This is a genomic window from Mucilaginibacter sp. dw_454, from assembly GCF_018449775.1.
Lineage (GTDB): Bacteria > Bacteroidota > Bacteroidia > Sphingobacteriales > Sphingobacteriaceae > Mucilaginibacter.
This window is the reverse complement of record NZ_JAAVVB010000008.1, coordinates 52,711-74,877: the sequence shown is the minus strand read 5'-3', so window position 1 is coordinate 74,877 and position 22,167 is coordinate 52,711. Positions and strand designations below refer to the sequence as shown.

24 protein-coding genes and 1 riboswitch are annotated in these 22,167 nt (G+C 43.2%); of the genes, 20 read left to right on the top strand and 4 right to left on the bottom strand.

What is annotated here, in order from left to right:
• Positions 1-77: 77 nt before the first annotated feature.
• The 3 genes from lptB to HB679_RS19475 are packed head-to-tail and all read left to right on the top strand — an operon-like array spanning position 78 to position 2,947.
• Positions 78-818: an LPS export ABC transporter ATP-binding protein gene (lptB, locus tag HB679_RS19485; RefSeq protein WP_214073705.1), complete on the top strand. Its 741-nt coding sequence runs from the start codon at positions 78-80 to the stop codon at positions 816-818.
• Positions 819-827: 9 nt separating this feature from the next.
• Positions 828-2,348 carry a GH3 auxin-responsive promoter family protein gene (locus HB679_RS19480; RefSeq protein ID WP_214073704.1) on the top strand — a complete coding sequence of 507 codons (1,521 nt, stop codon included), beginning with the start codon at positions 828-830 and terminating at the stop codon, positions 2,346-2,348.
• Positions 2,349-2,359: 11 nt separating this feature from the next.
• Positions 2,360-2,947 carry a hypothetical protein gene (locus tag HB679_RS19475; RefSeq protein WP_214073703.1) on the top strand — a complete coding sequence of 196 codons (588 nt, stop codon included), beginning with the start codon at positions 2,360-2,362 and terminating at the stop codon, positions 2,945-2,947.
• 106 nt (positions 2,948-3,053) lie between these two features.
• Here the strand turns inward: HB679_RS19475 and HB679_RS19470 are convergent, their stop codons facing one another.
• Positions 3,054-4,208, bottom strand: a complete 1,155-nt coding sequence (locus tag HB679_RS19470; RefSeq protein ID WP_214073702.1) for an NAD(P)/FAD-dependent oxidoreductase — start codon at positions 4,206-4,208, stop codon at positions 3,054-3,056.
• Between the two features lie 104 nt (positions 4,209-4,312).
• Here HB679_RS19470 and HB679_RS19465 point away from each other — a divergent pair, with 104 nt between their 5' ends.
• The 10 genes from HB679_RS19465 to HB679_RS19420 all read left to right on the top strand — a co-directional run bounded on the left by HB679_RS19465 (position 4,313) and on the right by HB679_RS19420 (position 11,338).
• Positions 4,313-4,735, top strand: a complete 423-nt coding sequence (locus tag HB679_RS19465; protein ID WP_214073701.1) for a cobalamin B12-binding domain-containing protein — start codon at positions 4,313-4,315, stop codon at positions 4,733-4,735.
• Between the two features lie 9 nt (positions 4,736-4,744).
• Positions 4,745-5,527, top strand: coding sequence for an enoyl-CoA hydratase-related protein (locus HB679_RS19460; RefSeq protein ID WP_214073700.1), 783 nt, complete (start codon positions 4,745-4,747; stop codon positions 5,525-5,527).
• 171 nt (positions 5,528-5,698) lie between these two features.
• A complete protein-coding gene (locus HB679_RS19455) occupies positions 5,699-6,283 on the top strand; it encodes an outer membrane beta-barrel protein (protein ID WP_214073699.1) in 585 nt (194 codons plus the stop codon).
• 237 nt (positions 6,284-6,520) lie between these two features.
• Positions 6,521-7,141 (top strand): hypothetical protein, encoded by a 621-nt coding sequence (locus tag HB679_RS19450; protein ID WP_214073698.1) that lies wholly within the window; start codon positions 6,521-6,523, stop codon positions 7,139-7,141.
• 138 nt (positions 7,142-7,279) lie between these two features.
• Positions 7,280-8,722, top strand: a complete 1,443-nt coding sequence (locus tag HB679_RS19445) for a sigma-54 dependent transcriptional regulator (protein WP_214073697.1) — start codon at positions 7,280-7,282, stop codon at positions 8,720-8,722.
• 22 nt (positions 8,723-8,744) lie between these two features.
• Positions 8,745-8,927, top strand: a complete 183-nt coding sequence (locus HB679_RS19440) for a histidine kinase dimerization/phospho-acceptor domain-containing protein (protein WP_214073696.1) — start codon at positions 8,745-8,747, stop codon at positions 8,925-8,927.
• Positions 8,928-8,978: 51 nt separating this feature from the next.
• A complete protein-coding gene (locus HB679_RS19435; protein WP_214073695.1) occupies positions 8,979-10,022 on the top strand; it encodes an AI-2E family transporter in 1,044 nt (347 codons plus the stop codon).
• A 145-nt stretch (positions 10,023-10,167) separates the two neighbouring features.
• A complete protein-coding gene (locus HB679_RS19430; RefSeq protein ID WP_214073694.1) occupies positions 10,168-10,434 on the top strand; it encodes a YtxH domain-containing protein in 267 nt (88 codons plus the stop codon).
• Positions 10,435-10,527: 93 nt separating this feature from the next.
• Positions 10,528-10,899, top strand: coding sequence for a phage holin family protein (locus HB679_RS19425; RefSeq protein WP_214073693.1), 372 nt, complete (start codon positions 10,528-10,530; stop codon positions 10,897-10,899).
• Positions 10,880-11,338, top strand: a complete 459-nt coding sequence (locus HB679_RS19420; protein ID WP_214073692.1) for a hypothetical protein — start codon at positions 10,880-10,882, stop codon at positions 11,336-11,338. Before HB679_RS19425 ends, HB679_RS19420 begins: the two co-directional genes overlap by 20 nt.
• A gap of 111 nt (positions 11,339-11,449) precedes the next feature.
• Here the strand turns inward: HB679_RS19420 and HB679_RS19415 are convergent, their stop codons facing one another.
• Together HB679_RS19415 and HB679_RS19410 are read right to left on the bottom strand one after the other, a co-directional pair.
• Positions 11,450-12,211 carry a phosphosulfolactate synthase gene (locus tag HB679_RS19415; RefSeq protein WP_214073691.1) on the bottom strand — a complete coding sequence of 254 codons (762 nt, stop codon included), beginning with the start codon at positions 12,209-12,211 and terminating at the stop codon, positions 11,450-11,452.
• A 93-nt stretch (positions 12,212-12,304) separates the two neighbouring features.
• Positions 12,305-13,708, bottom strand: a complete 1,404-nt coding sequence (locus HB679_RS19410) for a tetratricopeptide repeat protein (RefSeq protein ID WP_214073690.1) — start codon at positions 13,706-13,708, stop codon at positions 12,305-12,307.
• Positions 13,709-14,130: 422 nt separating this feature from the next.
• Between HB679_RS19410 and HB679_RS19405 the strand changes: the two genes are divergently transcribed.
• Positions 14,131-15,774: a S8 family serine peptidase gene (locus HB679_RS19405; protein ID WP_214073689.1), complete on the top strand. Its 1,644-nt coding sequence runs from the start codon at positions 14,131-14,133 to the stop codon at positions 15,772-15,774.
• Positions 15,775-15,985: 211 nt separating this feature from the next.
• On the opposite strand, the gene HB679_RS19400 is transcribed toward HB679_RS19405, so the two are convergent.
• Positions 15,986-17,122, bottom strand: coding sequence for a TlpA disulfide reductase family protein (locus HB679_RS19400; protein WP_214073688.1), 1,137 nt, complete (start codon positions 17,120-17,122; stop codon positions 15,986-15,988).
• Between the two features lie 278 nt (positions 17,123-17,400).
• Between HB679_RS19400 and HB679_RS19395 the strand changes: the two genes are divergently transcribed.
• From HB679_RS19395 to HB679_RS19370, 6 genes are all read left to right on the top strand, one after another.
• Positions 17,401-18,384, top strand: coding sequence for a pyruvate dehydrogenase complex E1 component subunit beta (locus HB679_RS19395; RefSeq protein ID WP_214073687.1), 984 nt, complete (start codon positions 17,401-17,403; stop codon positions 18,382-18,384).
• 186 nt (positions 18,385-18,570) lie between these two features.
• Positions 18,571-19,335, top strand: a complete 765-nt coding sequence (locus HB679_RS19390) for a GDSL-type esterase/lipase family protein (protein ID WP_214073686.1) — start codon at positions 18,571-18,573, stop codon at positions 19,333-19,335.
• Between the two features lie 79 nt (positions 19,336-19,414).
• Positions 19,415-19,765 (top strand): zinc ribbon domain-containing protein YjdM, encoded by a 351-nt coding sequence (locus HB679_RS19385; RefSeq protein ID WP_255547668.1) that lies wholly within the window; start codon positions 19,415-19,417, stop codon positions 19,763-19,765.
• Positions 19,765-19,995, top strand: coding sequence for a hypothetical protein (locus tag HB679_RS19380; RefSeq protein WP_214073685.1), 231 nt, complete (start codon positions 19,765-19,767; stop codon positions 19,993-19,995). The genes HB679_RS19385 and HB679_RS19380 overlap by 1 nt, the downstream gene beginning before the upstream one ends.
• A gap of 114 nt (positions 19,996-20,109) precedes the next feature.
• A riboswitch (Fluoride riboswitch) is annotated at positions 20,110-20,182 on the top strand.
• Between the two features lie 52 nt (positions 20,183-20,234).
• Positions 20,235-21,620 carry a voltage-gated chloride channel family protein gene (locus HB679_RS19375; RefSeq protein WP_214073684.1) on the top strand — a complete coding sequence of 462 codons (1,386 nt, stop codon included), beginning with the start codon at positions 20,235-20,237 and terminating at the stop codon, positions 21,618-21,620.
• 156 nt (positions 21,621-21,776) lie between these two features.
• A complete protein-coding gene (locus tag HB679_RS19370; protein ID WP_218625336.1) occupies positions 21,777-22,163 on the top strand; it encodes a transmembrane 220 family protein in 387 nt (128 codons plus the stop codon).
• Positions 22,164-22,167 lie beyond the last annotated feature (4 nt).

The window sequence follows — 22,167 nt, the reverse complement described above, 5'->3', positions numbered from 1 at the left end:
TACGTTTAAGCAAGAAAACGTATAAACATCTATTAAATAGAACGTACAACGTCTAACGTACAACGTAAAACAAAAAAATGAACCTACGGGCAGAAAATTTAATTAAGAAATATAAGCAACGCACTGTTGTTAGCGATGTATCGTTCAATGTGTCGCAGGGCGAGATTGTGGGATTACTTGGCCCTAATGGTGCCGGTAAAACTACGTCGTTCTATATGATTGTGGGTTTGATCAAACCTAACGAGGGTCATATATTTTTGGATGACGAGGAGATTACTACCGACCCAATGTACCGTCGTGCGCAAAAAGGCATAGGTTACCTGGCTCAGGAAGCTTCGGTTTTCCGTAAGCTTACCGTTGAGGATAACATCAAAGCTATCCTGGAAATGGGGGGTATGACTAAAATTCAGCAGGAAGAAAAGCTGGAGACCTTGCTTGACGAGTTTAGCTTGCATAGAGTGCGCCGTAACCGCGGCGATTTACTATCGGGGGGCGAGCGTCGTCGCACCGAAATTGCGCGAGCGTTGGCTGCAGAACCTAACTTTATTTTATTGGATGAGCCCTTTGCGGGGGTTGACCCGATAGCGGTTGAAGAGATCCAGGCCATGGTGGCTAAACTGCGTCATCGTAACATCGGTATTTTAATTACCGACCACAATGTGCAGGAGACACTGTCCATAACAGATCGTGCTTATTTATTATTTGAAGGAAAGATATTAGAGTCGGGCGTACCCGAAGTATTGGCAGAAAACGAATTGGTGCGTAAAGTATACCTGGGTGCCAACTTTGTACTAAAAAGAAAGACATTTGCTCAGTAAAACCTATATATGACCATTTTCAACTCCGTTTTTACCTGGTTCATGAAAAAGCGTATCCACCAGATAGAGCTTTTTATGAAATACCCCAACGAGGTGCAGGAGGAATGGTTTGAACAATTGATATCGCGGGCAGAAAATACGGAGTGGGGTAAAAAATACGGCTATAAAAGCATCACCACGCTAGCCGAATATAAGCAACGCGTACCTATACAAACTTACGATACACTGAAGCCTTACATTGAGCGCATGCTTAAAGGCGAACAGAATGTGCTGTGGCCATCAGAGATCCGCTGGTTTGCCAGATCTTCCGGCACAACCAGCGATCGTAGTAAGTTTATCCCCGTTAGTGAAGATGCTTTAGAAGAATGCCACTTTAAAGGTGGTAAAGATCTGCTTACCATCTATTTCAATAATCGCCCTAACGCCAAAATGTTTACCGGCAAGATCTTAACGCTGGGCGGCAGCCACCAGGTTAGCCAGTTTAGCCCCGATACTTCTTTTGGCGATCTTTCGGCAGTAATTATGAAGAACCTGCCTTTATGGGCCGAGTTTCATCGTACCCCGCACATGGACATTGCGTTGTTGGAAGATTTTGAGGAAAAGATTGAAAAAATGGCCTATGCCACTAAGGATGTGAATGTAACCAGCCTAAGCGGTGTGCCTACCTGGAACCTGCTGCTGTGCAAACGTATTTTAGAAATAACCGGAAAGAATAACCTGCTGGAAGTATGGCCAAACCTGGAAATGTACTTTCACGGCGCGGTTAACTTTACCCCATATCGCGATCAGTTTAAAAAACTGATACCTAGCGACGATATGTATTACCTGGAAAACTATAATGCTTCGGAAGGATTCTTTGGCATACAGGATACTGTCGAGCCTGGCGAAATGCTGCTGATGCTGGATTACGGTATTTTCTATGAGTTTTTGCCGACCGAAAACTTACACGACGAAAACCCCAGGACGCTAACACTGGATGAGGTAGAACTGGATAAAAACTACGCCTTGATTATCAGCACCAATGCCGGTTTATGGCGATATTTGATAGGTGATACTATTAGGTTTACCTCACTTTCGCCTTACAGGATCCAGATAACCGGTCGTACCAAACATTTTATCAACGCCTTTGGCGAGGAGGTAATTATTGACAACGCCGAACGTGCCCTGGATGAAGCCTGCAGTCAAACCGGTGCCGTAATACGCGAATACACCGCTGCCCCTGTTTATTTTAATGGCGACGAATGCGGCGCGCACGAATGGCTGATAGAGTTTGAGAAAAAGCCAGCCGAGTTTGAACGTTTTATAGATATACTGGATGAAACCTTGCGCCGCATAAACTCTGATTATGATGCCAAACGCTTTAAAGATATGGCATTACGCAGGCCTATTGTACATAAAGTGCCCGAAGGAACGTTCTTTAACTGGATGAAGGAAAAGGGTAAATTAGGCGGGCAAAATAAGGTGCCACGCCTGGCCAATGATCGTGAGTATGTTGATGCTATTTTAAAAGTTGTTGAACTAGTTAGCTAATACCCTGCCATATGAAAAACCTGTTACTTTTTGTTTCATTGATCTTGCTGATCAATTGTGCCGACGCGCAACATGCTGTTCCTTCATTTAAACCTAACGCTGCGGTAAGCGATAACCCTTTTACCGGTATTAAAAATTATGATCTATTGTTAGCCTGCCGGGCTTACGATAATATCAATCATACCGTAACATTTAACGTAATGGTATTAAAAGGCGGACATTGGCAAAAGTTAACCTATATGGAATCTGTTCAAAGTATACCACTATCGGTAATCGAGCCGGCACTGAAGGAACTGCCAACAAAAGATGCACAATGCGACTCGACATATCAAGCCATGACAGCCGCTAAGTTATTTACGATAGATGACGACAGTAAACTGCCTAAATGCAACGAAACCCTGGATGTAGTTGATGGCGCTAAACAGATAGTGGCACATAGTATTGAAGACGGCCCTGAATACCGAATTTGGGTAGCTACGCCAAAAAAGATGCGTTACCTGTATTACTACGCCCCTGAGTTTTTTGCCAAATTTTGCCCCAATAAAAAAGATCGTGCCGATGCTGTAATACTTGCAGGGCTGTTTACAAAAGGTTGGTAATTATAGCGAAACCACTATAAAAGGCGCTGTCCGAAGTCTGTGACTTCGGACGACTATGCCTGTAGTTTGTAACTACCCGATACGCATTGGAATAAAAGCAGCCAATCTATTCCACAAACTCGCCACCCATATTCATCATAAAATCAATAGCCTTGGGCGAGTGTAGCATTTCTGTCGAAAACAGTGTGTCGCGCGCTGCTGCAGATGCCCTTACCCGCATTTGATCTTCATAAAACGCAATAGCAGCATGGATGCTCATAAAATAATCACTTAATAAACACTCGCTCAGTTCCAGGGCATCCAGCATGGCCATGTTAACACCTTCGCCGGCAAATGGCGGCATCAGGTGGGCGGCGTCGCCAAGCATAGTCAGATTAGGCTGCGCTGCCCAGGTTTGGTCCAATGGCATGCAATATAATGGGCGTGGGATGAAACTCCCGGTCGCATTTTCAAAAAGTTCCAGCCAAATATCGTCCCAACCCTGGTAAGCTTGCTTGAACCAGGCTAAGAGCTGTGCCTTGTCGCTAAAATCAAGGCCGCATGTCTTTACCCAATTTTCATCAGTTTTAAAGCTGGGATAAAACACCAGGCTTCCATCGCCTTTGGCGCCAACAATTAAACTTTGACTATTACCAAAGGCAAAGATCTTACCGCCATTTAAAAGTTTATGGATCTTCGGACTATTAGCTGCTGAGTTATATACCGCGCCCTCTATAGCCGTTATACCCGAAAAAAATGGCTTAATATCTGTTAAATAAGGGCGGATCTTTGAGTTAGCGCCATCGGCAGCTATCACAATATCGGCAAATACCTCTGTGTCATTTTTAAAGTCGAGTTTCCAAACGCCATTTTTCTGCGTCATGCCGGTAAACTGGCTATCCCAGACAACAGTGCCCGGTTGTAATGAATCAAGTAGTATTTTTTGCAGTGGTCCGCGGTCTATTTCAGGGCGGGCATTCGCACCGCCTCGATCTGCATTTTCTTCCAGGATCGAATTGGCATGCAGATCCATCAGGTGCATCAAATCGGCACCGGGGCGATAGTTGGCGTTAAACGCGTCCATCAAACCGGCCTCGCGTAAAGCGCGCAAACCCGATTCGTCATGCAGATCAAGCGTCGCGCCTTTGGGGCGGGCGTTTTCATGTTCGTCGCGTTCGTAAACATTAACATCGGCGCCAACTTTCTGTAAAAGGCGCGCCAGGGTTAAACCGCCCGGTCCGCCGCCTATTATGGCTATCTTTTTATCTTGTAGATTTTTCATTGTTGTTGGTGATTAATAGGGTAGACGAACGGCCCGCTGAAACATTTTAAATAAAATGTAGATTTATCAATTGCTATATTGCATAACCAATCATCAGCACTAAAATGGCCGCCAAAGAATTTAATCGCCGCATACGTATACTTGTTGCCAAGGTGGGCCTTGACGGGCATGACCGCGGCGCGCGCATTATAGCCACTTCGCTGCGCGATGCCGGTATGGAGGTAATCTACACCGGCTTGCGCCAAACGCCGGAGATGGTGGTCAACACTGCCTTGCAGGAGGATGTGGATGCAATAGGGATTTCTATTTTGTCGGGAGCACACATGACGGTATTCCCCAAGATCCTTAGCCTGATGAAACAAAAACAGCTCGATGACGTATTGATAACCGGTGGCGGGATCATTCCCGAAGAAGACATCGCAACGCTAAAAAAACTAGGCGTGGGCGAGCTTTTTCCGCCAGGCACCAACACGCATGATATTGTAAAATATATCAGCGAGTGGGTGCATGAACATCGTAATTTTTAATTTTGCTGCATGGTATACCAAAATCTGTTGATTGAAACCCGGGGCCCGATTCAATACATTGTTATTAATCGCGAAAGCAAACTTAACGCACTGAACAAAGACACGCTCTACGAGCTGCACATAGCTTTAGGAGATGCCTTGCATAATAAAGAGGTTGGTGGCGTAATCATAACCGGCGCCGGGCCAAAGGCTTTTGTTGCCGGTGCCGATATTGCAGAATTTAAGGGTCTGGATGTTAATGGTGCCCGCAACCTGGCTCACGAAAATCAACGGAACATATTTAATGTAATTGAAAACTTTAGCAAACCGGTTGTGGCCGCTATTAACGGTTTTGCTTTAGGCGGCGGTTTAGAACTGGCTATGGCCTGCCATATCCGCATAGCATCAGACAATGCAAAAATGGGGCTTCCGGAAGTTACTTTAGGACTTATACCGGGCTACGGTGGAACACAAAGGTTGACTAAACTGGTTGGTAAAAGCAGGGCTTTCGAAATGATCCTTACCGCAGAAATGATTACCGCTGCCGAGGCTTATCAATTAGGTTTAGTAAACCACGTAGTTAGCCAGGACAGGCTGATATCAAAAGCCGAAGAGATCATCAATAAAATATTAAAAAATGCACCCCTGGCGGTAGCTGCGGCTATTACAGCAATTAATGCCGCAGGAGATAATGCGACTAATGGCTTTGATACAGAGATAGTTGAATTTGCCAAATGTTTTGCCACGGCCGACTCCAAAGAGGGCATCGCCGCTTTCCTTGCTAAGCGCAAACCAGCCTTTAAAGGCAAATAAACCGCGATTTATTACAATAGACTGACCAAAATACCCATAAGGTCAAAAAATAAATCATTGTTAATCAATCGATTGAATAATCGTGACATTTGGATGAAAAATCATAATGTATTTGTGATGTTACTTTGTGTCGTTGTTTAATAAACACACAACAATTTAATAAATACCACTATGAAAAGTACATTTAAAATCACAGCACTTGTTTTAGCTTTTGCAGGTTTAACCTTAGGCGCTAAAGCACAAACCACCCCTACATCTACAACAACAGCAACAGGCATCCGTTACAGCATCGGCGTTGATGCCGGTATCCCAACGGGCCATTTATCAGACGGTTACAACTGGAACCTGGGCGGTTCATTACAGGTTGACATCCCGGTAGCATCTAAATTATTTGTTACTGTTAACGCCGGTTACGACAACATTTTTGCTAAAGACGTAACTGTTGCAGGTATTACTGCAAAAGGCCCAAACATTCAATTATTACCGGTTAAAGCAGGTTTAAAATACTTCCTGGTAAATAATTTTTATGTACAAGGCGAAGCCGGTGCCACTTTCTTGCTTAACAAATCTGATTTAGCCGGTGCAGACAAATCTACCCTGTTTACTTATGCCCCGCAGTTAGGTTACCAATTTGCATTGGGCGGCAGCAGCTACATTGATGCCGGTGTGCGTTACGAAGCAAGCACTAAATTGGTAAGCAACGACGATAACAGCAAAGTTAACTTCTTTGGTTTACGTGTAGCTTACGGGTTCTAAGCAAACAGACCCTACAACTCCCTATGATTGGAAAAGCGCTGTCAAATTTTGACAGCGCTTTTTTTGTTCATTTTAAAGGGTAAATTGAAAATTAACATTTTTTTACATCTATTTATAGCGTGTAATTGCCGGGGGATATTAGTTTTGCACAAGTTTTATTGATAAACTGATATATTACTGTAAATTATACGTTGTTAGCGCTTTGAGCGTTTTAACATTTAATCTAAAAAAATTGATATGAAAATCACCTTTAAGGCCTTTGTTTATGCTATTGTGTTTACCTGCTTTTGTTCGGCTGCAAACGCGCAGATCAATGTCCCCGATAGTTTGAGGATTAGCTTAGGTGTCAATTTTGCATCTACTACCGGCAATAGTTTTGGTACCGGCGTAAACGTGGCTACAGATGGTACAGCATCGTCGCCGTATAAATTTGGTACCGGTTTGAACTTAGGGGTAGAGGTGCCGGTTATGTCGTCCTTTTATCTTACCGCATCTGCCGGATATGTAAGTTTCATTAAATCAGGCATTATCAAATCAAGCCAACAATCTATTACCAACGTACCTACACAAAACTTTAACACCATACCTTTAAAAATAGGCGCTAAGCTATTGATAGGAAATCGTTTTTATGTGGCTGCCGAAGCAGGCGAAACTTTGCTGGCTAACAAAAAAGAATTATACGCGCTATATGGCGATGCATTTACCTGGGCCCCGCAAATTGGCTTAGTTTTACCGCTTAAGCAGCATCACAGATATATTGATGCAGGCTTCCGTTATGAAACTACTTCGACGTTTTATGGCGATAGCAACCACAATAGTTTTTGGGCACTTCGTGTAGCTTACGCATTTAACTTATAGCCCACAGCAGTTTAAAATATCCGGCCCCGCCATGGCCCAAATTGGCTTTTTTTAACCTAAACGCTTAAAATTTATTTGGTTATAGCATTTTTGCGTAACTTACAATTTAAACAAGCTACCAGATAATAAATTGCTGATATGAAAAAAATCCTCATCATAGATGATGAAGTAAATGTTGCCGTATTACTATCCAAATTTTTAACGCGCAACGGATTTGACGTAACTACCGCTTCGAGCGGTAACAGCGGGATTGAACATCTTAAAAATGAAGAGTTCGACCTGGTGCTGTGCGATTATCGTTTAGAAGATACCGATGGGCGCGAAATGCTCCGGCTTATAAAAACCCAATATCCTAAAACAGGTGTAATTATTATTACCGGCTACTCGGATATTAAAATGGCAGTTGAGTTGATTAAGATGGGGGCTTACGATTACATCAGTAAGCCGCTCTATCCCGACGAGATTTTAAATACCATTACCAAAGCAATAGAGACGCGGCAGGCTTTAATTGAAGGCGACGATTCTCCTACACCGGTTACTAAAGCCACAAAAAAAACGGTGCTGTCAGACGGGGTAGTGGTTGGTACCAGCCGTGCATCAAAAGAGCTTTTCAGACAAATAGAATTGGTTGCACCAACCAATTATAGTGTAATTATATTGGGCGAAAGTGGGTCAGGTAAAGAAGAAGTAGCCAAAAGCATTCACCTGCATAGCCATCGCAGCAATCAGCCATTTATTGCTATGGACTGTGGATCGCTGACCAAAGAGCTTGCTGCGAGCGAATTTTTCGGACATGAAAAAGGATCATTTACCGGCGCATTTGCCACCAAGATAGGCCACTTCGAAATGGCTAATGGCGGTACTTTGTTTTTAGATGAAGTGGGCAATTTATCATACGAAATACAAGCCGCCCTGTTGCGCACCGTGCAGGAGCGTAAAGTAAAACGGATAGGCAGTACTAAAGAGATTGACCTTGATGTGCGTATTATAGTAGCAACTAATGAGAATTTGGTAGATGCTATTAACAAAGGCAAGTTCAGGGAAGATCTATACCATCGTTTCAACGAATTTGGCATTTATTTGCCTGCATTGCGCGAGCGTGGCAGCGACATTATGCTGTTAGCCGAACACTTTTTACGCCTGGCTAACCAGGAACTGGGCCGTAATGTAACACATTTTTCGCCCGAAGTGATTGACTGCTTCCTGAATTACCGCTGGCCGGGTAACGTGCGCGAGCTGAAAAATATAGTAAGACGCGCTACATTGATTAGTGAGGGCAGCGAAATTACCACTAAATCATTACCACTGGAGATATCAAACTATAAAATGCCGTCTGATTTTGGTAATCCATCAGGTTTTGGTCAGCCGGTATACCATCAGCAGCAACCGCAACAAGAATATCGTACTGAACAAAAAGAGCCGCGCCATGATCTTAAAAACGCAGCTTTAGAAGCCGAATACGAAACTATTTTACGGGTATTGCGCGAGGTTAATTTTAACAAAACCAAAGCGGCCGAAATTTTAAACATAGACCGTAAAACACTTTACAATAAAATGAAGGCTATCAACCTGAAACAATAAAGTAAAGAGCGAATTGTAGCGTATGGACGAAGAAGCAATGGCTAAGTTGAGCCATGATATTAAAAATCAACTATCAAACATACACCTGGCTTTAGATACCCTGAAGCATGAAGTGCCCGAGCCTACAGAAGATTTTTTATTTTGCCTGGAAAGTATCCTTACCAGTGCCACAAAAATAAATGAGCTTTTAAACCACGCCCGATAAAACTATTTTGCCTTTATTTGTTTATAGTGTTGTTACACAAGTACTAGGTAAATGTCGATTTTTAACTATAAGCAGCGTAATACAATTATACTGGTAAGCATTATTGTGCTTGGCTGTTTTATACTATATGCGTTAAGTAGCTTGTTTAGTTCAATACTTGGCGCCATTGTATTATTTACCATTTTCAGGCCCTTCTACTTGTACATGGTAGAGACGCGCGAGTGGAATCGCCCTATCGCTGCGCTCATTATCATCTTTATTTCGCTGGTGGTAATTGTGTTGCCCATTATTGCTATAAGTTTTATGGTGATAGGCAAAATAGCCGAAATTAATGTGAGCGATTTGCATATACAACAATGGTTGGTAAAAATTGACCACTTTGCCGAAACCACTTTTAAACAAACTCACTTTGCCGAAAATACACTACAAAAGCTGAGTACCTATGTTACAGACCTGTTTCCCTCATTGCTGGGTAGTGCCGCTAACATCATATTAACGCTACTTGTGCTTTACTTTTTGCTGTACTTTATGTTTGTACAAATTAAAGAGTTTGAGGCCACTATGCTGCGCTATGCGCCTTTCCGCGAGCAGTATGCTATTAAGTTTGCGGTAGCACTGCGTAACTCAACTTACTCGAATGTGTTAGGGCAGGGCATCATAGCCCTGGTACAGGGTGCGTTGCTTGCAAACGGCTTCTGGATCTTTGGCATACCCGACCCCGTTTTTTGGGGTGTAATAGGAGCCTTTATATCATTTTTGCCGGTAGTAGGTGCGCCTACGCTTTGCATACCCGCCAGTCTGTATTTGTTTGCTACTGATCATAACATAAAAGGCATATTGCTACTAGCTTATGGCCTGATATTTATTGGCAATATTGATAACGTGCTGCGCATGATCATTAACAAGCGCGTAGCTAATACCCACCCATTGATATCAGTGATAGGCGTTTTTATAGGATTGCCTTTATTTGGTATATTGGGCCTGGTGTTCGGGCCATTACTATTGGCTTACTTTTTGTTGCTGGTAGAAATCTATGAAACCAACCGTATGGCCGCCGACCGGCTTGACCGCCTGCAGGCCGGTGCCGATAATTAAAGATTTTTATGAACAATTACCTGTTTGCGACGTTTAAAAATTAATTAATCGTGCTTAAACGGATACAAAATATTGATTAACTATATTTGAAATAGATATTTAATCGTTTTATAAATCAAATGTTGAACACTAAAAATTACGTAATATGAATGATAACACTAAAGTAGTTGTAGCTCTGCTTGCAGGGTTAGCAGCAGGTGCGGCGCTTGGAATTTTGTTTGCTCCTGATAAAGGCGACGAAACCCGCGACAAATTAGCTGAATCACTAAAAAACCTGGGCGACTCGATCAAAGAAACGGCCGCTGCAGAAATTGATAATCTGGTTGGCTTGAAAGACAAGATAGTTGACAACGTAAAATCTAAGATCAAAGGTGCCGAAGAAGAGTACCAGGACGATTTGGAACACGCATAAATTTTAGGTCTGGTGTCTTGAGCCCTAAGTCTTAAGCCTGTATATAACCGACTCAGGACTTAGCACTCAAGACAATCGACTAAACAAAGAACCATGGAAGAAGCCAAAAAAGAACCTCAGGCGCCGTTATTTGAACAACTTAAAGATTATGCCGAAATAAAGCTTAAGCTGGCAAAATACCAGGCCATTGATAGTGGCTCGACAATCTTTGCCAGCGTAATTGCTGATGTTGTGGTAGCTATAAGCGCCTTACTGGCATTTATTTTTGCCAGCTTTACACTGGCTTTTTACCTGGCAGAGGTGTTTCAGTCTGATTGGAAAGGCTTTGGCTGTACGGCTTTGATATACCTGCTTATTGCTATTATTTTTAAATTCAATAAAGGTGGTTTTGAAAGACCGATAGCTAACGCTATAGTGAAGAAGTTCTTTAAAAATAAACAACAAAATGACGTACCTGCCAATTAACAGCCACGCTGACCTTAAGAATGAAATATACCGCCTGAAAGGGTTGGAGCGCGAGAAAGGGCTGGAAATAAGGGGGCGCTTTAACGGCCCGGGTGCTATATTCTCGACGATTATGTCCGTATTTGGCAGGCATGATCCGTCTATCAGCGGTCCGGAAGGTGGCATATTCCAGCAGGATTTTTTGGGCATATTATCGCGCTTTGTGTTGCCTTTTGCACTAAATAAAACGCTGTTTAGAAACTCAAACTTTATTATAAAGGCTTTGGTGGGCCTGGTATCTCAAAAAGCCTCGCACTATATTTCTGAAGATTCTGTCGAGTCTGTATGGGATAAAGCTAAAGGATTGTTCGGCAAGTTTGGCCATTTGTTTGAGAAATCAGATCACAAGAAAAAACCTGAGGTGAAATCGTTTAAGAAGATTAAGAAGGCAGAACAGTAAACTTTTCTGTCATTGCGAAGAGGAACGACGAAGCAATCGCACGCGCTCCGGTGATGCTGTACTTTTCTCCCTGCGATTGCCACGCTACGCTCGCAATGACAATCTAATCATTTACAATCCCAAAAAGTGATCAAATGTATCACTGCGGATACCCAATCTTAAAGTTTCCAGGGGGATAGTATCGGCAGGGGCAATATTGCCCAGGCTTACGTTGGCGCCTATCAATTTGATGAACCAAACCTGCTGCGCTTTTTGCGGTGCCTCCCAGATAATGCTGCCTTCGGGTATTTGTGTTAAGATCTCATCCACCAAACCTTGTCTTACCTCTCCAGAATCGCGATAAATGCCTACGTTGCCGCTCTCGCGGGCCTCGGCAATAACTTTCCATGAACCGGCCTCTAACTCGGCTTTCATCAGTTGTATCCATTTATAAGGCGCAAAGATCTTCTGCACGTCCTTTGATCCAACTTCTGATATTACGGTAACCTGTTTAGCCAGCTTAGTAATGTATTCACACTTTTCGGCATGGTCGATAGTTATTGATCCGTCCGATACTTCGGCGTGTTGCAGGTTGTATTTATCTAAAATGCGGCGGTAGTCATCAAACTGGTCTCGCACGATCATCGCCTCAAACAAAGTTCCTCCAAAATAAACCGGGATACCGGCGTCCTGGTACATTTTTATTTTTTGATCGAGATTAGGTGTAACGTATGATGTTGCCCAGCCCAGCTTCACAATATCTGTATATGTGCCTGCAACTTCTAGAAAATCTTCCACCTGCCTTAAGCTAAGGCCCTTATCCATTACCATGGTGATGCCTTTATCGCGTGGTTTTTGCGTGCGCTCGGGAAGATTGTTGATGGTGTAATTCATAAATAAAAACGAGGGGGTAGTAAACGGCTGTAAAAGTCTTAAAAAAAAAGCTAAAACGGTAAACGTTTTAGCTTTTTTAATACTAGCTTAATATTACTTCGAATATCGGTTGATGATATCCAGTATCACTTTGTTTTCTTGTAGTTGCGGTAAGTAATCAAACAAAATGTAATGTTTTTCAGGATCGCTGCCCAGCGCAAGCTCCAGGTAGTTTAACGCCTCGTTGTATTCGCCTTTGGCAAACAAGTAGGCTACCATACGGTAATAAAGCTCTGCCGCTTCCGGATTGTTCTTAATAGCTTCTGATATGATTTCGATAGCGCCTACCAGGCGTTTATCCTCGTACAAGATTGATGAGTAGTCCAGCCAGGCATCAATATCCAAAGGATTTAACTCAACCACTTTTTCATACGCGTCTTCGGCTTCTTTCATGTGGCCCAGTTTATACTCGGCGTCGGCAATGGCAAACCAGTAGTCGGCATTGAGTGCGTCTATATCCAGGGCTTTTTTGTAAAAGTGTAAAGCTTCAAAATAACGTTCTTCAAAATCAAGTGTTACGCCAATACCAAACCAGGCATCGGCCAGCTTAGGGTCCATTTTAACTGATTTTTTGTAGAAAGCGCGGGCATCATCCATCTGCTCCAACTTCTCGTAGCACTCGCCAATGGCGCAATAGGTATCGGCATTGGGTTGCTCATACTCGAAAGTGTGGCGGTAAACCTCAATAGCTTCGGCATATTTTTCCAAATTAACCAGTGCGTTGCCTTTATTAAAGTAGGCCGATGCAAAGCTATCCTTGATCAGGATGGCATAATCGTAAGCATCAATCGCTTTTTCAAACAGGCCAAGCTTGGTGAATGCGTTACCCAGGTTATACCAGGCGGCGTAGCTGTAAGGCTCATTATCAATATATTGCTGATAAAACTGTACGCTTTCTGCCTGATTGTCCAACACGTCATAGCAAAAAGCCAGTTCGTACAGGGCGTCCTGGTTTTCCATGTTTTGCTGTAAGCAAAGCTTCAGGTAAGTAATGGATGTTTCATAGTCGCCCATATTTTGGTAAACGTAGGCTATGTGCAATAATATCTCGTCGGTTTCTTCGGCAAGCTCCAGGGCTTTTTCGTAGTTCTCTAAAGCCTCGGCAAAACGCTCCATGCTTTCAAACATATTACCGCGAATAATATAAATATCCGCATCCGAAGCTTCGAGCATAGCCGCTTTATCGAGCGCATTAAAAGCCGCATCTGTACGATTGGTAATGGCCAATAGCTGAGCCTGCTTAATTAAAAATACAGCAGCAAAGGGATGTTGATTGGTAGCATATTCTGCTACCTGTAAGGCCTTGGCGGGGTCGTTTTTTTCGATGTAGTAATCGATAATGTTCTCAAACGCCTGGGCATCAAAAAAGTACTGGTCGTGATTTCTAATCATCTCCTCGTACCGTTCTACCGAAAATTTTGGGTCCTCGGTAAAACCAAATTCAAATTCGTCTTCCATTCATTAGAGTTTAAGAACACGGTTTAACCATCACTTTTTAATATGACTGCTAAACTTTAGCTGAGTTTAAATTACAGTAAAAAGCACCCATAAGGCAATTAAGTTTTCAACATACAAACATTTTTAACATCGCTGTTTGCAACCCGCTGATTATGAATAAAAAGCGTTTGTAGGCAGTGGGAGTAAGCTGATATATTGCCTTTAAAGATGTGTTACCTTTCGTTATACATACAAATATACGCACTAAACGCCCGGATGTAGCCGGCCGCCAGAAACGTTTACCTGCAGATAACAATAACGTTACGTGTGGCAGCCAAAGTATAATTTGCAATGCTGGTAACAATTGCCCCGGTTAAGCGTTCTAAACCTCACCTTGCTTTGGGTGAATTATTTTTTAATTATCTTACACAAAATTTAAATACATGAATAATTTTCGGAATTACCTGTTTGGGTCTGCGTTAACCGGCGCATTATTGTTAAACCTGAACGTATCGGCTCAAACCGCACCTGCACCCGTTGCCGACCTGCCAAAAAACTGGCACATCATGGATCTGAAAGCCGACGGCTATTACGGCATCAGCCTGAATAATGCTTATACCTTTGTAAAAGGTAAGAAAAGCAAAACCGTATTGGTGGCTACTATTGATAGCGGTATTGATACCAATCAAACCGATTTAAAAAGCATCCTTTGGGTAAACCCTAAAGAGATTCCAAACAACGGAAAAGACGATGATCATGACGGATTTGTAGATGACGTGCATGGCTGGGATTTCCTGGGCGGCCCGGGCGGAAAGGTTGATTTTACCGAAACTACCGAAGAGGTGCGCGAATACAATCGCCTTAAACCAAAGTATGAAGGCGTTACGGCGGCCCCTGCAGGTGGCGAAAAAGAATATGCTTATTGGTTGAAAGTTAAAGAAACGCATGATGCTACCGTAGGTAAATCAAGCACCGAGCTGCAACAATTAAGCCCGATGATGAATGCATTAATGGCTACCAGCGGCTACATCAAAAAAGAATTGAAACTGACACCATCAGCAACGTTTACTAAAGATGACCTGGCTAAGATCTCGCCAACGGCTAATGACACCGTTCAACAAAGTAAAGGCATCTGGATGCAAATGTTTGGACAGGTTGATGGCGATAACAGCCACGTGATTAAAGAATTTAGCGAATACCTGGCTAAGTTGAATAATGATGTTAACCCGGACCTGACTGCCCGCCAAAAAATTGTTGGCGACAATCCTGATGTACAGGATGGCAAGCCTTACGGTAACAACGTGCTGACCAATGCCGATGCATCGCACGGTACAGGCGTGGCCGGTTTAATTGGCGCTATCCGCGGTAATGGTTACGGTATTGACGGCGTGGCAGACAATGTGCGCATTATGAGCATTAAAGGTGTGCCTAATGGCGATGAGTACGATAAAGATATCTCAAACGCTATCCGTTTTGCGGTTGACCATGGTGCCCGGGTGGTAAACATGAGCTTCGGTAAAAAGATCTCTCCGCATAAAGAATGGGTTGACGCTGCGTTTAAATATGCTGCCGACCATGACGTGCTACTGGTACAGGCCGCAGGTAACGATGGCGAGAATGTTGATGAAAAACCTTCATATCCTAATGATACTTTTGCAGATGGTTCACAAACCGATGGCGATAACGTGATCTCAGTTGGTGCTTCAAGCGCTAAACCTGACGAAGCACTTGCTGCTACTTTCAGCAATTACGGTAAAAAGAATGTTGACGTATTTGCACCGGGCGTAAAAGTAACTTCAATTGATTTGAACGCCGAGTTTAACACGGCTGATGGTACCAGCTTTGCATCGCCAATTACTGCCGGTATTGCTGCTTTGGTGTTGGAGTATTATCCAAACCTGAGCGCTAAACAATTGAAACAGGTTATCCTGCAATCTGCAACGCCTACCAGCGGTGTTATGGTAATTAAACCAGGCACCAAAGACGAGAAAGTTGATTTTACCACGCTGAGCAAAACCGGCGGTGTTGTAAATGCTTATAACGCTTTACAGATAGCTTCAAAGTTAAAAGGCGAACATAAAGGATAATAATTATTCCCAACGTTATACGAGAAGAGTCCCGATCATATCGGGGCTCTTTCTGTTTTATATTGTCATTCTGAGCGGCAGCGAAGAATCTTATACGCATTGTAGTACCATTTGCCTGAGGTTTATTTGTCGCTTTTATAAGATCCTTCGCTCTCGCTCAGGATGACAAAACAACGAAAATCAGATTAAAGCAGACCGCTTATGATGCTGGTTATCGCAACGCCTCAATACTCGCTGTCACCTTACTATCAAAGTCTTCGAAAAAGCCTTCAGATGTCCAGTCAATTTCGCCTTTTTTGTTGATCAAATAAAACGACGGACCCGCGCTTACCTGGTATATTTTTGACAACGGCCTGCCATCGATATAAATTGGGCTTGTTACTTTATTGTTTTTGATAAACTTAGCCACTGCTTCCCTGGTGTCCAAAAAGTTTACCGATACTATTGCTACATCGGTGCCATCATATTTTTTGCGCATTTTCTCTAATACCGGCAGTGCCAGCATACAAGCAGGGCATCCGTTAAAAGTAAACTCCATTAAAACGACTTTACCTTTTAATTCAGCCAGAGATAGTTTCTTGCCTTCGGTTGAGGTTAAGGCCCATTGCGGAGCGATGGTGCCTTTTGAAAGCAGGGGCAATTTTTTTTCGGGCTTAAAGCCCGGCGGTACATCTAGCGTTACCAGGCTTTTTTGATTGTCTGAAAAAATATGAATGTCAGAAAAAACATGGCTGATCTTTTGTGAGACAATTCCCAGCGACAGGCCTCCTTTCGACAATTCTGCTCTACTGTCCTCTATGTAACCCAATATGAGATCATTGTTTTTCGCGATAAACAGATGATATCTGAAGTAGGTGTTTTTTACGGGGTCGACCGATGCAACCAATATATGATAACAGCGCGTTTTATTAAGGGAGCTGTCTGTCATCTGTGTAACCGCATAGCTACTTTTAGCTAACGCTTCTTTTAAGGTTGATACTAACACATGTAAGGGAGATATCCATGATCTATTCTGCGGATCAGAAATGGTATAAGTGCTATCCTTAAAATCAAGATCTAAACGCTTCTGCCCGTCAAAAATGTTCCTGAATTTGTGGTTGCCGTGTTGATCATCAACTAAATAAGCTTGAAAAGTGTTGTCCTTTTGTCCGTATAAACTTAAACGACTTTTATAATGAATGTCGCCACCAAAAAAATCGACACCATTTTCTAAATCGTTATAACTGATATTTTTGATGGCCGCAATTTTATCAATCGCCCTTTGAACAATTTCTCTTTGAGCCTTGGCTGTAAAAGCAGTTAACAAGCAAAGGGCTAACGCTAAAGTTTTGAAGAAATGTCTGGTCATGATCAGGTTTTGTAAACCGAAGTTAGGTTATTGTGTTTAAAAAACAAAGGCTTGTTGTGCTGATGAATCTACGCGTTAAGGATTGTAGCGGATACCGTCCGCCTAAAGGCGGATAAGGCCTGCGCAGTATGATCCGCCCGATAGCGGACTGGGCCGAAGGTAACGCCATAATTTGTTGACCAATTGTAACATAAAACATTACATAAGGGCACAATTGCAAATCACACATTAGTGCTTATATTTGCGCCTGCTAAAGCATCATTTATTAAAAACATACGATGAGAGAAATACAATTCAGAGAAGCGCTTCGCGAAGCAATGCAAGAAGAGATGCGTACCGACGAAAATATATACCTGATGGGCGAAGAGGTTGCCGAATATAACGGTGCCTACAAAGTTAGCCAGGGCATGTTAGATGAGTTTGGAGCAAAACGCGTTATTGATACGCCAATCTCTGAGTTAGGTTTTGCCGGTATCGGCATTGGTTCGGCCATGAATGGTTTGAAACCAATTATTGAGTTCATGACTTTTAACTTTTCGCTGGTTGCTATAGACCAGGTGATTAATGGCGCTGCCAAGATCATGTCAATGAGTGGCGGTCAGTTTTCTGTTCCTATTGTATTCCGCGGCCCTACCGGTAACGCAGGTATGCTAAGCTCGCAGCACAGCCAGTGTTTCGAAAATTGGTATGCTAACTGCCCGGGCTTAAAAGTGGTTGTTCCATCAAACCCAGCCGATGCAAAAGGTTTATTAAAATCGGCTATCATAGATCCTGATCCGGTTATTTTCATGGAGTCGGAGTTAATGTATGGCGATAAAGGCCCTGTTCCTGAAGAAACATATTATATTGAGATAGGTAAAGCTGCCGTAACCAAACAAGGTACAGATGTTACCCTGGTGGGTTTTGGCAAGATCATGAAAGTGGTTAACGCTGCCGCTGCAGAGTTAGAGAAAGAAGGCATCAGCGCCGAAGTGATCGACCTGCGCACCGTGCGCCCTATCGATTATGAAACCGTGATCAATTCGGTTAAAAAAACTAACCGTTTAGTATTGGTTGAAGAAAGCTGGCCATTAGGCTCTATAGCTACCGAGATTGCCTTCAAAGTACAAAAAGATGCGTTTGATTATCTGGATGCACCTATATTACGCATTATGGGTGGCGACGTTCCGTTGCCTTACGCACCTACATTGATCCAGGAGTACCTGCCAAACCCGGAGCGTGTTATTAAAGCTGTAAAAGAAGTATTGTACGTTACCAAATAATTGGTAAAGAATAGATATTTAAGAAGAGCCTCGCGTTAGCGGGGCTTTTTTTGTTTCAAGTTGTACTGTCATTGCGAGCGGAGCGTGGCAATCGCAAGGAGAACGGGTGCACGCGTGCGATTGCCACGCTCCGCTCGGAATGACAAACAGGTTTCGTATATTGCATCACCAATTACACCAACATTAATGAAAATCAAAGCATCCCTGCTGCTTATAGCCACAATCCTGCTAAGCAGTTTTACCCTGTTCAAAGACAAAAAGGATCTTAACATTGTGTTCATCGGCGATAGCATTACTTACGGGGCAGGTTTGCCTGATAGGGATACCCAGGCCCCGCCGGTGATTTGCGCTAACTATCTGCATGCCGAAGCCGGTTTTGGTAAAGTCGATTTTTCTAACCAGGGCCACAGCGGTTACACCACGCTTGATTGGCTGCCCGGCACTAAAGCATTTATAGATGCCGAGGCTGCAGCTAAAGCATTCGGCAATCAAAATGCGCAACTATTGTTCTCTATAAAAATTGGCACTAATGACAGCGCTATGCATGGCACGCACGGTGCGCCGGTTTCGGTAGATGATTACCGCACTAACCTGAAAATCATCATCGACCAGCTACTAAAAGATTTCCCGGGCAGTAAGGTGATCATTCAGCATCCTATCTGGTATAGCCCCAATACTTACAATGGTTCCATGTATCTGCAGGAAGGTTTAACCCGCTTGCAAACCTATATTCCGGCTATGGACAAACTGGTAGCCGATTATAAAGCCACCAATCCGAAGCAGGTATTTGTTGGCGATACCAAAGCCTTTAATTATTTCAAGAAAAATGCGGAGACCGACTTGCAGCACGAAAATGGCCGCCAGGGTGTTTTCTTCCTCCATCCAAATCCAAAAGGTGCAGTAGCGCTGGGTGAGTTTTGGGGTAAAGCGATTGCGAAGGTGGTGAGGTAAGAGCTTTTTGTCATTGCGAGGAGGAACGACGAAGCAATCGCACGCTGCAAAGTTCGCGATTGCCACGCTACGCTCAGCAATGACAATATTTTTCTTACATCTACCACAACAAAGCATCCAGAAACTGCCCCGCGACCTCAATATGGGGGATATGCTTGTAGTTGTCAGCCTGTCTGATTATAAGTTTGTAACTTGCGCCGAAATAACAACAATGGACGAATTAATAGTAAAGGATAGCAACGGTAACCAATTGCATGATGGCGACTCGGTAACGGTTATCAAAAGCCTTAAGGTAAAAGGTGGTGGTACCACCATTAAACAAGGCACTACGGTTAAAAAAATCCGCCTTACGGATAATGACGAAGAGGTAGATTGCAAGATTGACGGAATGAGCATTGTATTACGTACCGAATTTTTAAGAAAGAAATAATGGCAGGTAAAATGGATGCCTTTAACAAGGCAATTAAAGAAATAGAAAAAGCTAACCCAAGCGAGATCAATGGCGATCTGGCCGACTACTTTGAGGTTTTAAAAAAAGAAAACGGCACTTACAATTTAAAGTGGGTAAAGAATATATCAACCCATATACGCCATAAAGTTGCCAAGCTGGTTAAACAGTATTACATACCAGAGCCGGTAAAAGTGCCAAAAACCAAATAGAATATTGTTTGCGGGGCCGGCAAAAAAGGGCATTGCTGTCGGTCTGAATTTGACAGCAAAATTTTTACCTGCAAAAAAAGCGCCTTATTGGTTTTTATAATTATTTTTGGCTTGTATTAAAACGGAAATGGTGTCTTCCGTATCAAAACCGTCTGCCTTCCGGCAGACTGATGGCGCCTACAAAAACTGAATCACTGGCAGTTAAAAGCTGCTGCGTTTAACTTTTTGTAGGATATAATATGAAAAATCAACTTTTTAAATCTTCCCAGTTCCTTACCCTTAAGCATTTAATCCGCTGGACGTCAATTACCCTACCCATTGCTTTTGTAATTGGTTGTATGATCACGCTGTTTTTGTGGCTGCTTAACCTGGCTATTAACTTTCGGTTCGGGCATCAATACATCTATTATTTCTTGCCATTGGCCGGTATCGCCATATATTTTGCCTACAAGTGGTGGGGCTCAAAATCTGCCGGAGGTAATAACCTGATTATGGACGAGATCCACAACCCCGGCGGTGGTGTTCCAAAGGCAATGGCTCCGCTAATTTTGATTACAACGGTAGTTACCCAACTATTTGGCGGCTCCGTTGGGCGCGAAGGCACCGCAGTACAAATTGGGGGCAGCCTGGCGCAGATGTTTAGTAAATGGTTTAAACTAAGCCCCGAAGATAACCGTGTAATTTTGACCGCAGGTATAGCCGCCGGTTTCGGTGCGGTGTTCGGTACGCCTTTAACGGGTGCCATCTTCGCTATGGAGGTGTTGACTATCGGTCGGATACAATACACGGCGTTAATACCTTGCCTGGTTGCCGCTATTGTTGGCGACGTTACCGTACTGGCATGGGGCGTACATCACGAAACTTATCATATTGCTATTGTGCCTGCGGGTCATAATGTGTTATCTGCCTATTTGCCTTTGGATGTGGTGCTGCTGGCCAAGGTGATTGTGGCTTCTATTGCATTTGGGCTAACCAGCTATTTATTCGCCGAGTCGGTACATGGTGTTAAAACCATATTTAATCGCTTTATAGCCACAAAATGGCTAATCCCTTTTTTGGGTGGATTGATAGTTATCGGTTTAACCTTAATCATTGGCAAGCCTGATTATTTGGGTTTGGGTGTTAGAGCGCCTTATCCCGGGGCGGTTACGATATCGTCGGCTTTTCAAGCAGGCGGCGCGCACCCCATGAGCTGGTTATGGAAAACCATTTACACTACGCTTACTTTAGGTGTCGGCTTTAAAGGTGGCGAGGTTACGCCTCTGTTTTATATCGGTTCGACCTTAGGTAATACGCTGTCTACCTTAATGAATGCCCCGGTAAGTTTGTTTGCAGCATTGGGCTTTATCGCTGTATTTGCAGGAGCTACCAATACCCCGCTGGCCAGCACCTTTATGGGTATTGAACTGTTTGGCAGCGAGTATGCTTTGTTCTTCGCGGTAGCTTGTTTTACTGCTTATTTGTTTAGCGGCGAGTCGGGCATTTACAGTTCGCAGCGCATAGCAGTGCCTAAAATTTTTGACGATGAAGGAGACCCTACCGAAAGCATTGCCGAGGCCGAGCACCGCCGGCAAAAGTACGTTCAAAAAAAGATCGCCAAATATCGTGTTAACCGAAAGAAATAACTCACGGTCTTAAGTTCAAACACACGTAATTGCTTTTTTACATAAGCCTTGCATTTTATTGGTATAATTGCGCGTTAGTACTGTAATTTTACAAATTGTGATGGCCGTCATGGCTCATCCATAAAACCTATTAGATCTTTAAAAAAATTCAAGACCATGATTGCCTTCATTATTATAAACGTGATCTTTTGCCTGTCGTTCCTGGTGTTTGCCTATTTAAACTTGAACGATATAGACTGGTACCTTTGGGTGCCGATTTATGTAGCGGTTGCCGCTTGCTGCGGTTTGGCTTGCTTTGGCCTGTATTACCCCAAAGTTTACGGGTTCTTAACCGGTTTTTACCTGGTGTATGCTGTTAAACTTTTCTTTGAAAAAGATGGTGTACGCGATTGGATAGTAAAGTATAACAAACCCAGCCTGGTTGAAACCATGCAGGCCGAAAAGCCATTCATTGAAAACACGCGTGAGTTTTTTGGCTTGCTGATCATCTCGGCAGCCCTGATTATTGATTATATCGTGGTGGTTCATATCTCTCATATTTAATACC

Excerpts from the sequence above, each read along its gene's own strand:
- lptB (WP_214073705.1), top strand. The coding sequence starts at position 78 with ATGAACCTACGGGCAGAAAATTTAATTAAGAAATATAAGCAACGCACT.
- HB679_RS19480 (WP_214073704.1), top strand. The coding sequence starts at position 828 with ATGACCATTTTCAACTCCGTTTTTACCTGGTTCATGAAAAAGCGTATC.
- HB679_RS19475 (WP_214073703.1), top strand. The coding sequence starts at position 2,360 with ATGAAAAACCTGTTACTTTTTGTTTCATTGATCTTGCTGATCAATTGT.
- HB679_RS19470 (WP_214073702.1), bottom strand. The coding sequence starts at position 4,208 with ATGAAAAATCTACAAGATAAAAAGATAGCCATAATAGGCGGCGGACCG.
- HB679_RS19465 (WP_214073701.1), top strand. The coding sequence starts at position 4,313 with ATGGCCGCCAAAGAATTTAATCGCCGCATACGTATACTTGTTGCCAAG.
- HB679_RS19460 (WP_214073700.1), top strand. The coding sequence starts at position 4,745 with ATGGTATACCAAAATCTGTTGATTGAAACCCGGGGCCCGATTCAATAC.
- HB679_RS19455 (WP_214073699.1), top strand. The coding sequence starts at position 5,699 with ATGAAAAGTACATTTAAAATCACAGCACTTGTTTTAGCTTTTGCAGGT.
- HB679_RS19450 (WP_214073698.1), top strand. The coding sequence starts at position 6,521 with ATGAAAATCACCTTTAAGGCCTTTGTTTATGCTATTGTGTTTACCTGC.
- HB679_RS19445 (WP_214073697.1), top strand. The coding sequence starts at position 7,280 with ATGAAAAAAATCCTCATCATAGATGATGAAGTAAATGTTGCCGTATTA.
- HB679_RS19440 (WP_214073696.1), top strand. The coding sequence starts at position 8,745 with ATGGACGAAGAAGCAATGGCTAAGTTGAGCCATGATATTAAAAATCAA.
- HB679_RS19435 (WP_214073695.1), top strand. The coding sequence starts at position 8,979 with ATGTCGATTTTTAACTATAAGCAGCGTAATACAATTATACTGGTAAGC.
- HB679_RS19430 (WP_214073694.1), top strand. The coding sequence starts at position 10,168 with ATGAATGATAACACTAAAGTAGTTGTAGCTCTGCTTGCAGGGTTAGCA.
- HB679_RS19425 (WP_214073693.1), top strand. The coding sequence starts at position 10,528 with ATGGAAGAAGCCAAAAAAGAACCTCAGGCGCCGTTATTTGAACAACTT.
- HB679_RS19420 (WP_214073692.1), top strand. The coding sequence starts at position 10,880 with ATGACGTACCTGCCAATTAACAGCCACGCTGACCTTAAGAATGAAATA.
- HB679_RS19415 (WP_214073691.1), bottom strand. The coding sequence starts at position 12,211 with ATGAATTACACCATCAACAATCTTCCCGAGCGCACGCAAAAACCACGC.
- HB679_RS19410 (WP_214073690.1), bottom strand. The coding sequence starts at position 13,708 with ATGGAAGACGAATTTGAATTTGGTTTTACCGAGGACCCAAAATTTTCG.
- HB679_RS19405 (WP_214073689.1), top strand. The coding sequence starts at position 14,131 with ATGAATAATTTTCGGAATTACCTGTTTGGGTCTGCGTTAACCGGCGCA.
- HB679_RS19400 (WP_214073688.1), bottom strand. The coding sequence starts at position 17,122 with ATGACCAGACATTTCTTCAAAACTTTAGCGTTAGCCCTTTGCTTGTTA.
- HB679_RS19395 (WP_214073687.1), top strand. The coding sequence starts at position 17,401 with ATGAGAGAAATACAATTCAGAGAAGCGCTTCGCGAAGCAATGCAAGAA.
- HB679_RS19390 (WP_214073686.1), top strand. The coding sequence starts at position 18,571 with ATGAAAATCAAAGCATCCCTGCTGCTTATAGCCACAATCCTGCTAAGC.
- HB679_RS19385 (WP_255547668.1), top strand. The coding sequence starts at position 19,415 with ATGACAATATTTTTCTTACATCTACCACAACAAAGCATCCAGAAACTG.
- HB679_RS19380 (WP_214073685.1), top strand. The coding sequence starts at position 19,765 with ATGGCAGGTAAAATGGATGCCTTTAACAAGGCAATTAAAGAAATAGAA.
- HB679_RS19375 (WP_214073684.1), top strand. The coding sequence starts at position 20,235 with ATGAAAAATCAACTTTTTAAATCTTCCCAGTTCCTTACCCTTAAGCAT.
- HB679_RS19370 (WP_218625336.1), top strand. The coding sequence starts at position 21,777 with ATGATTGCCTTCATTATTATAAACGTGATCTTTTGCCTGTCGTTCCTG.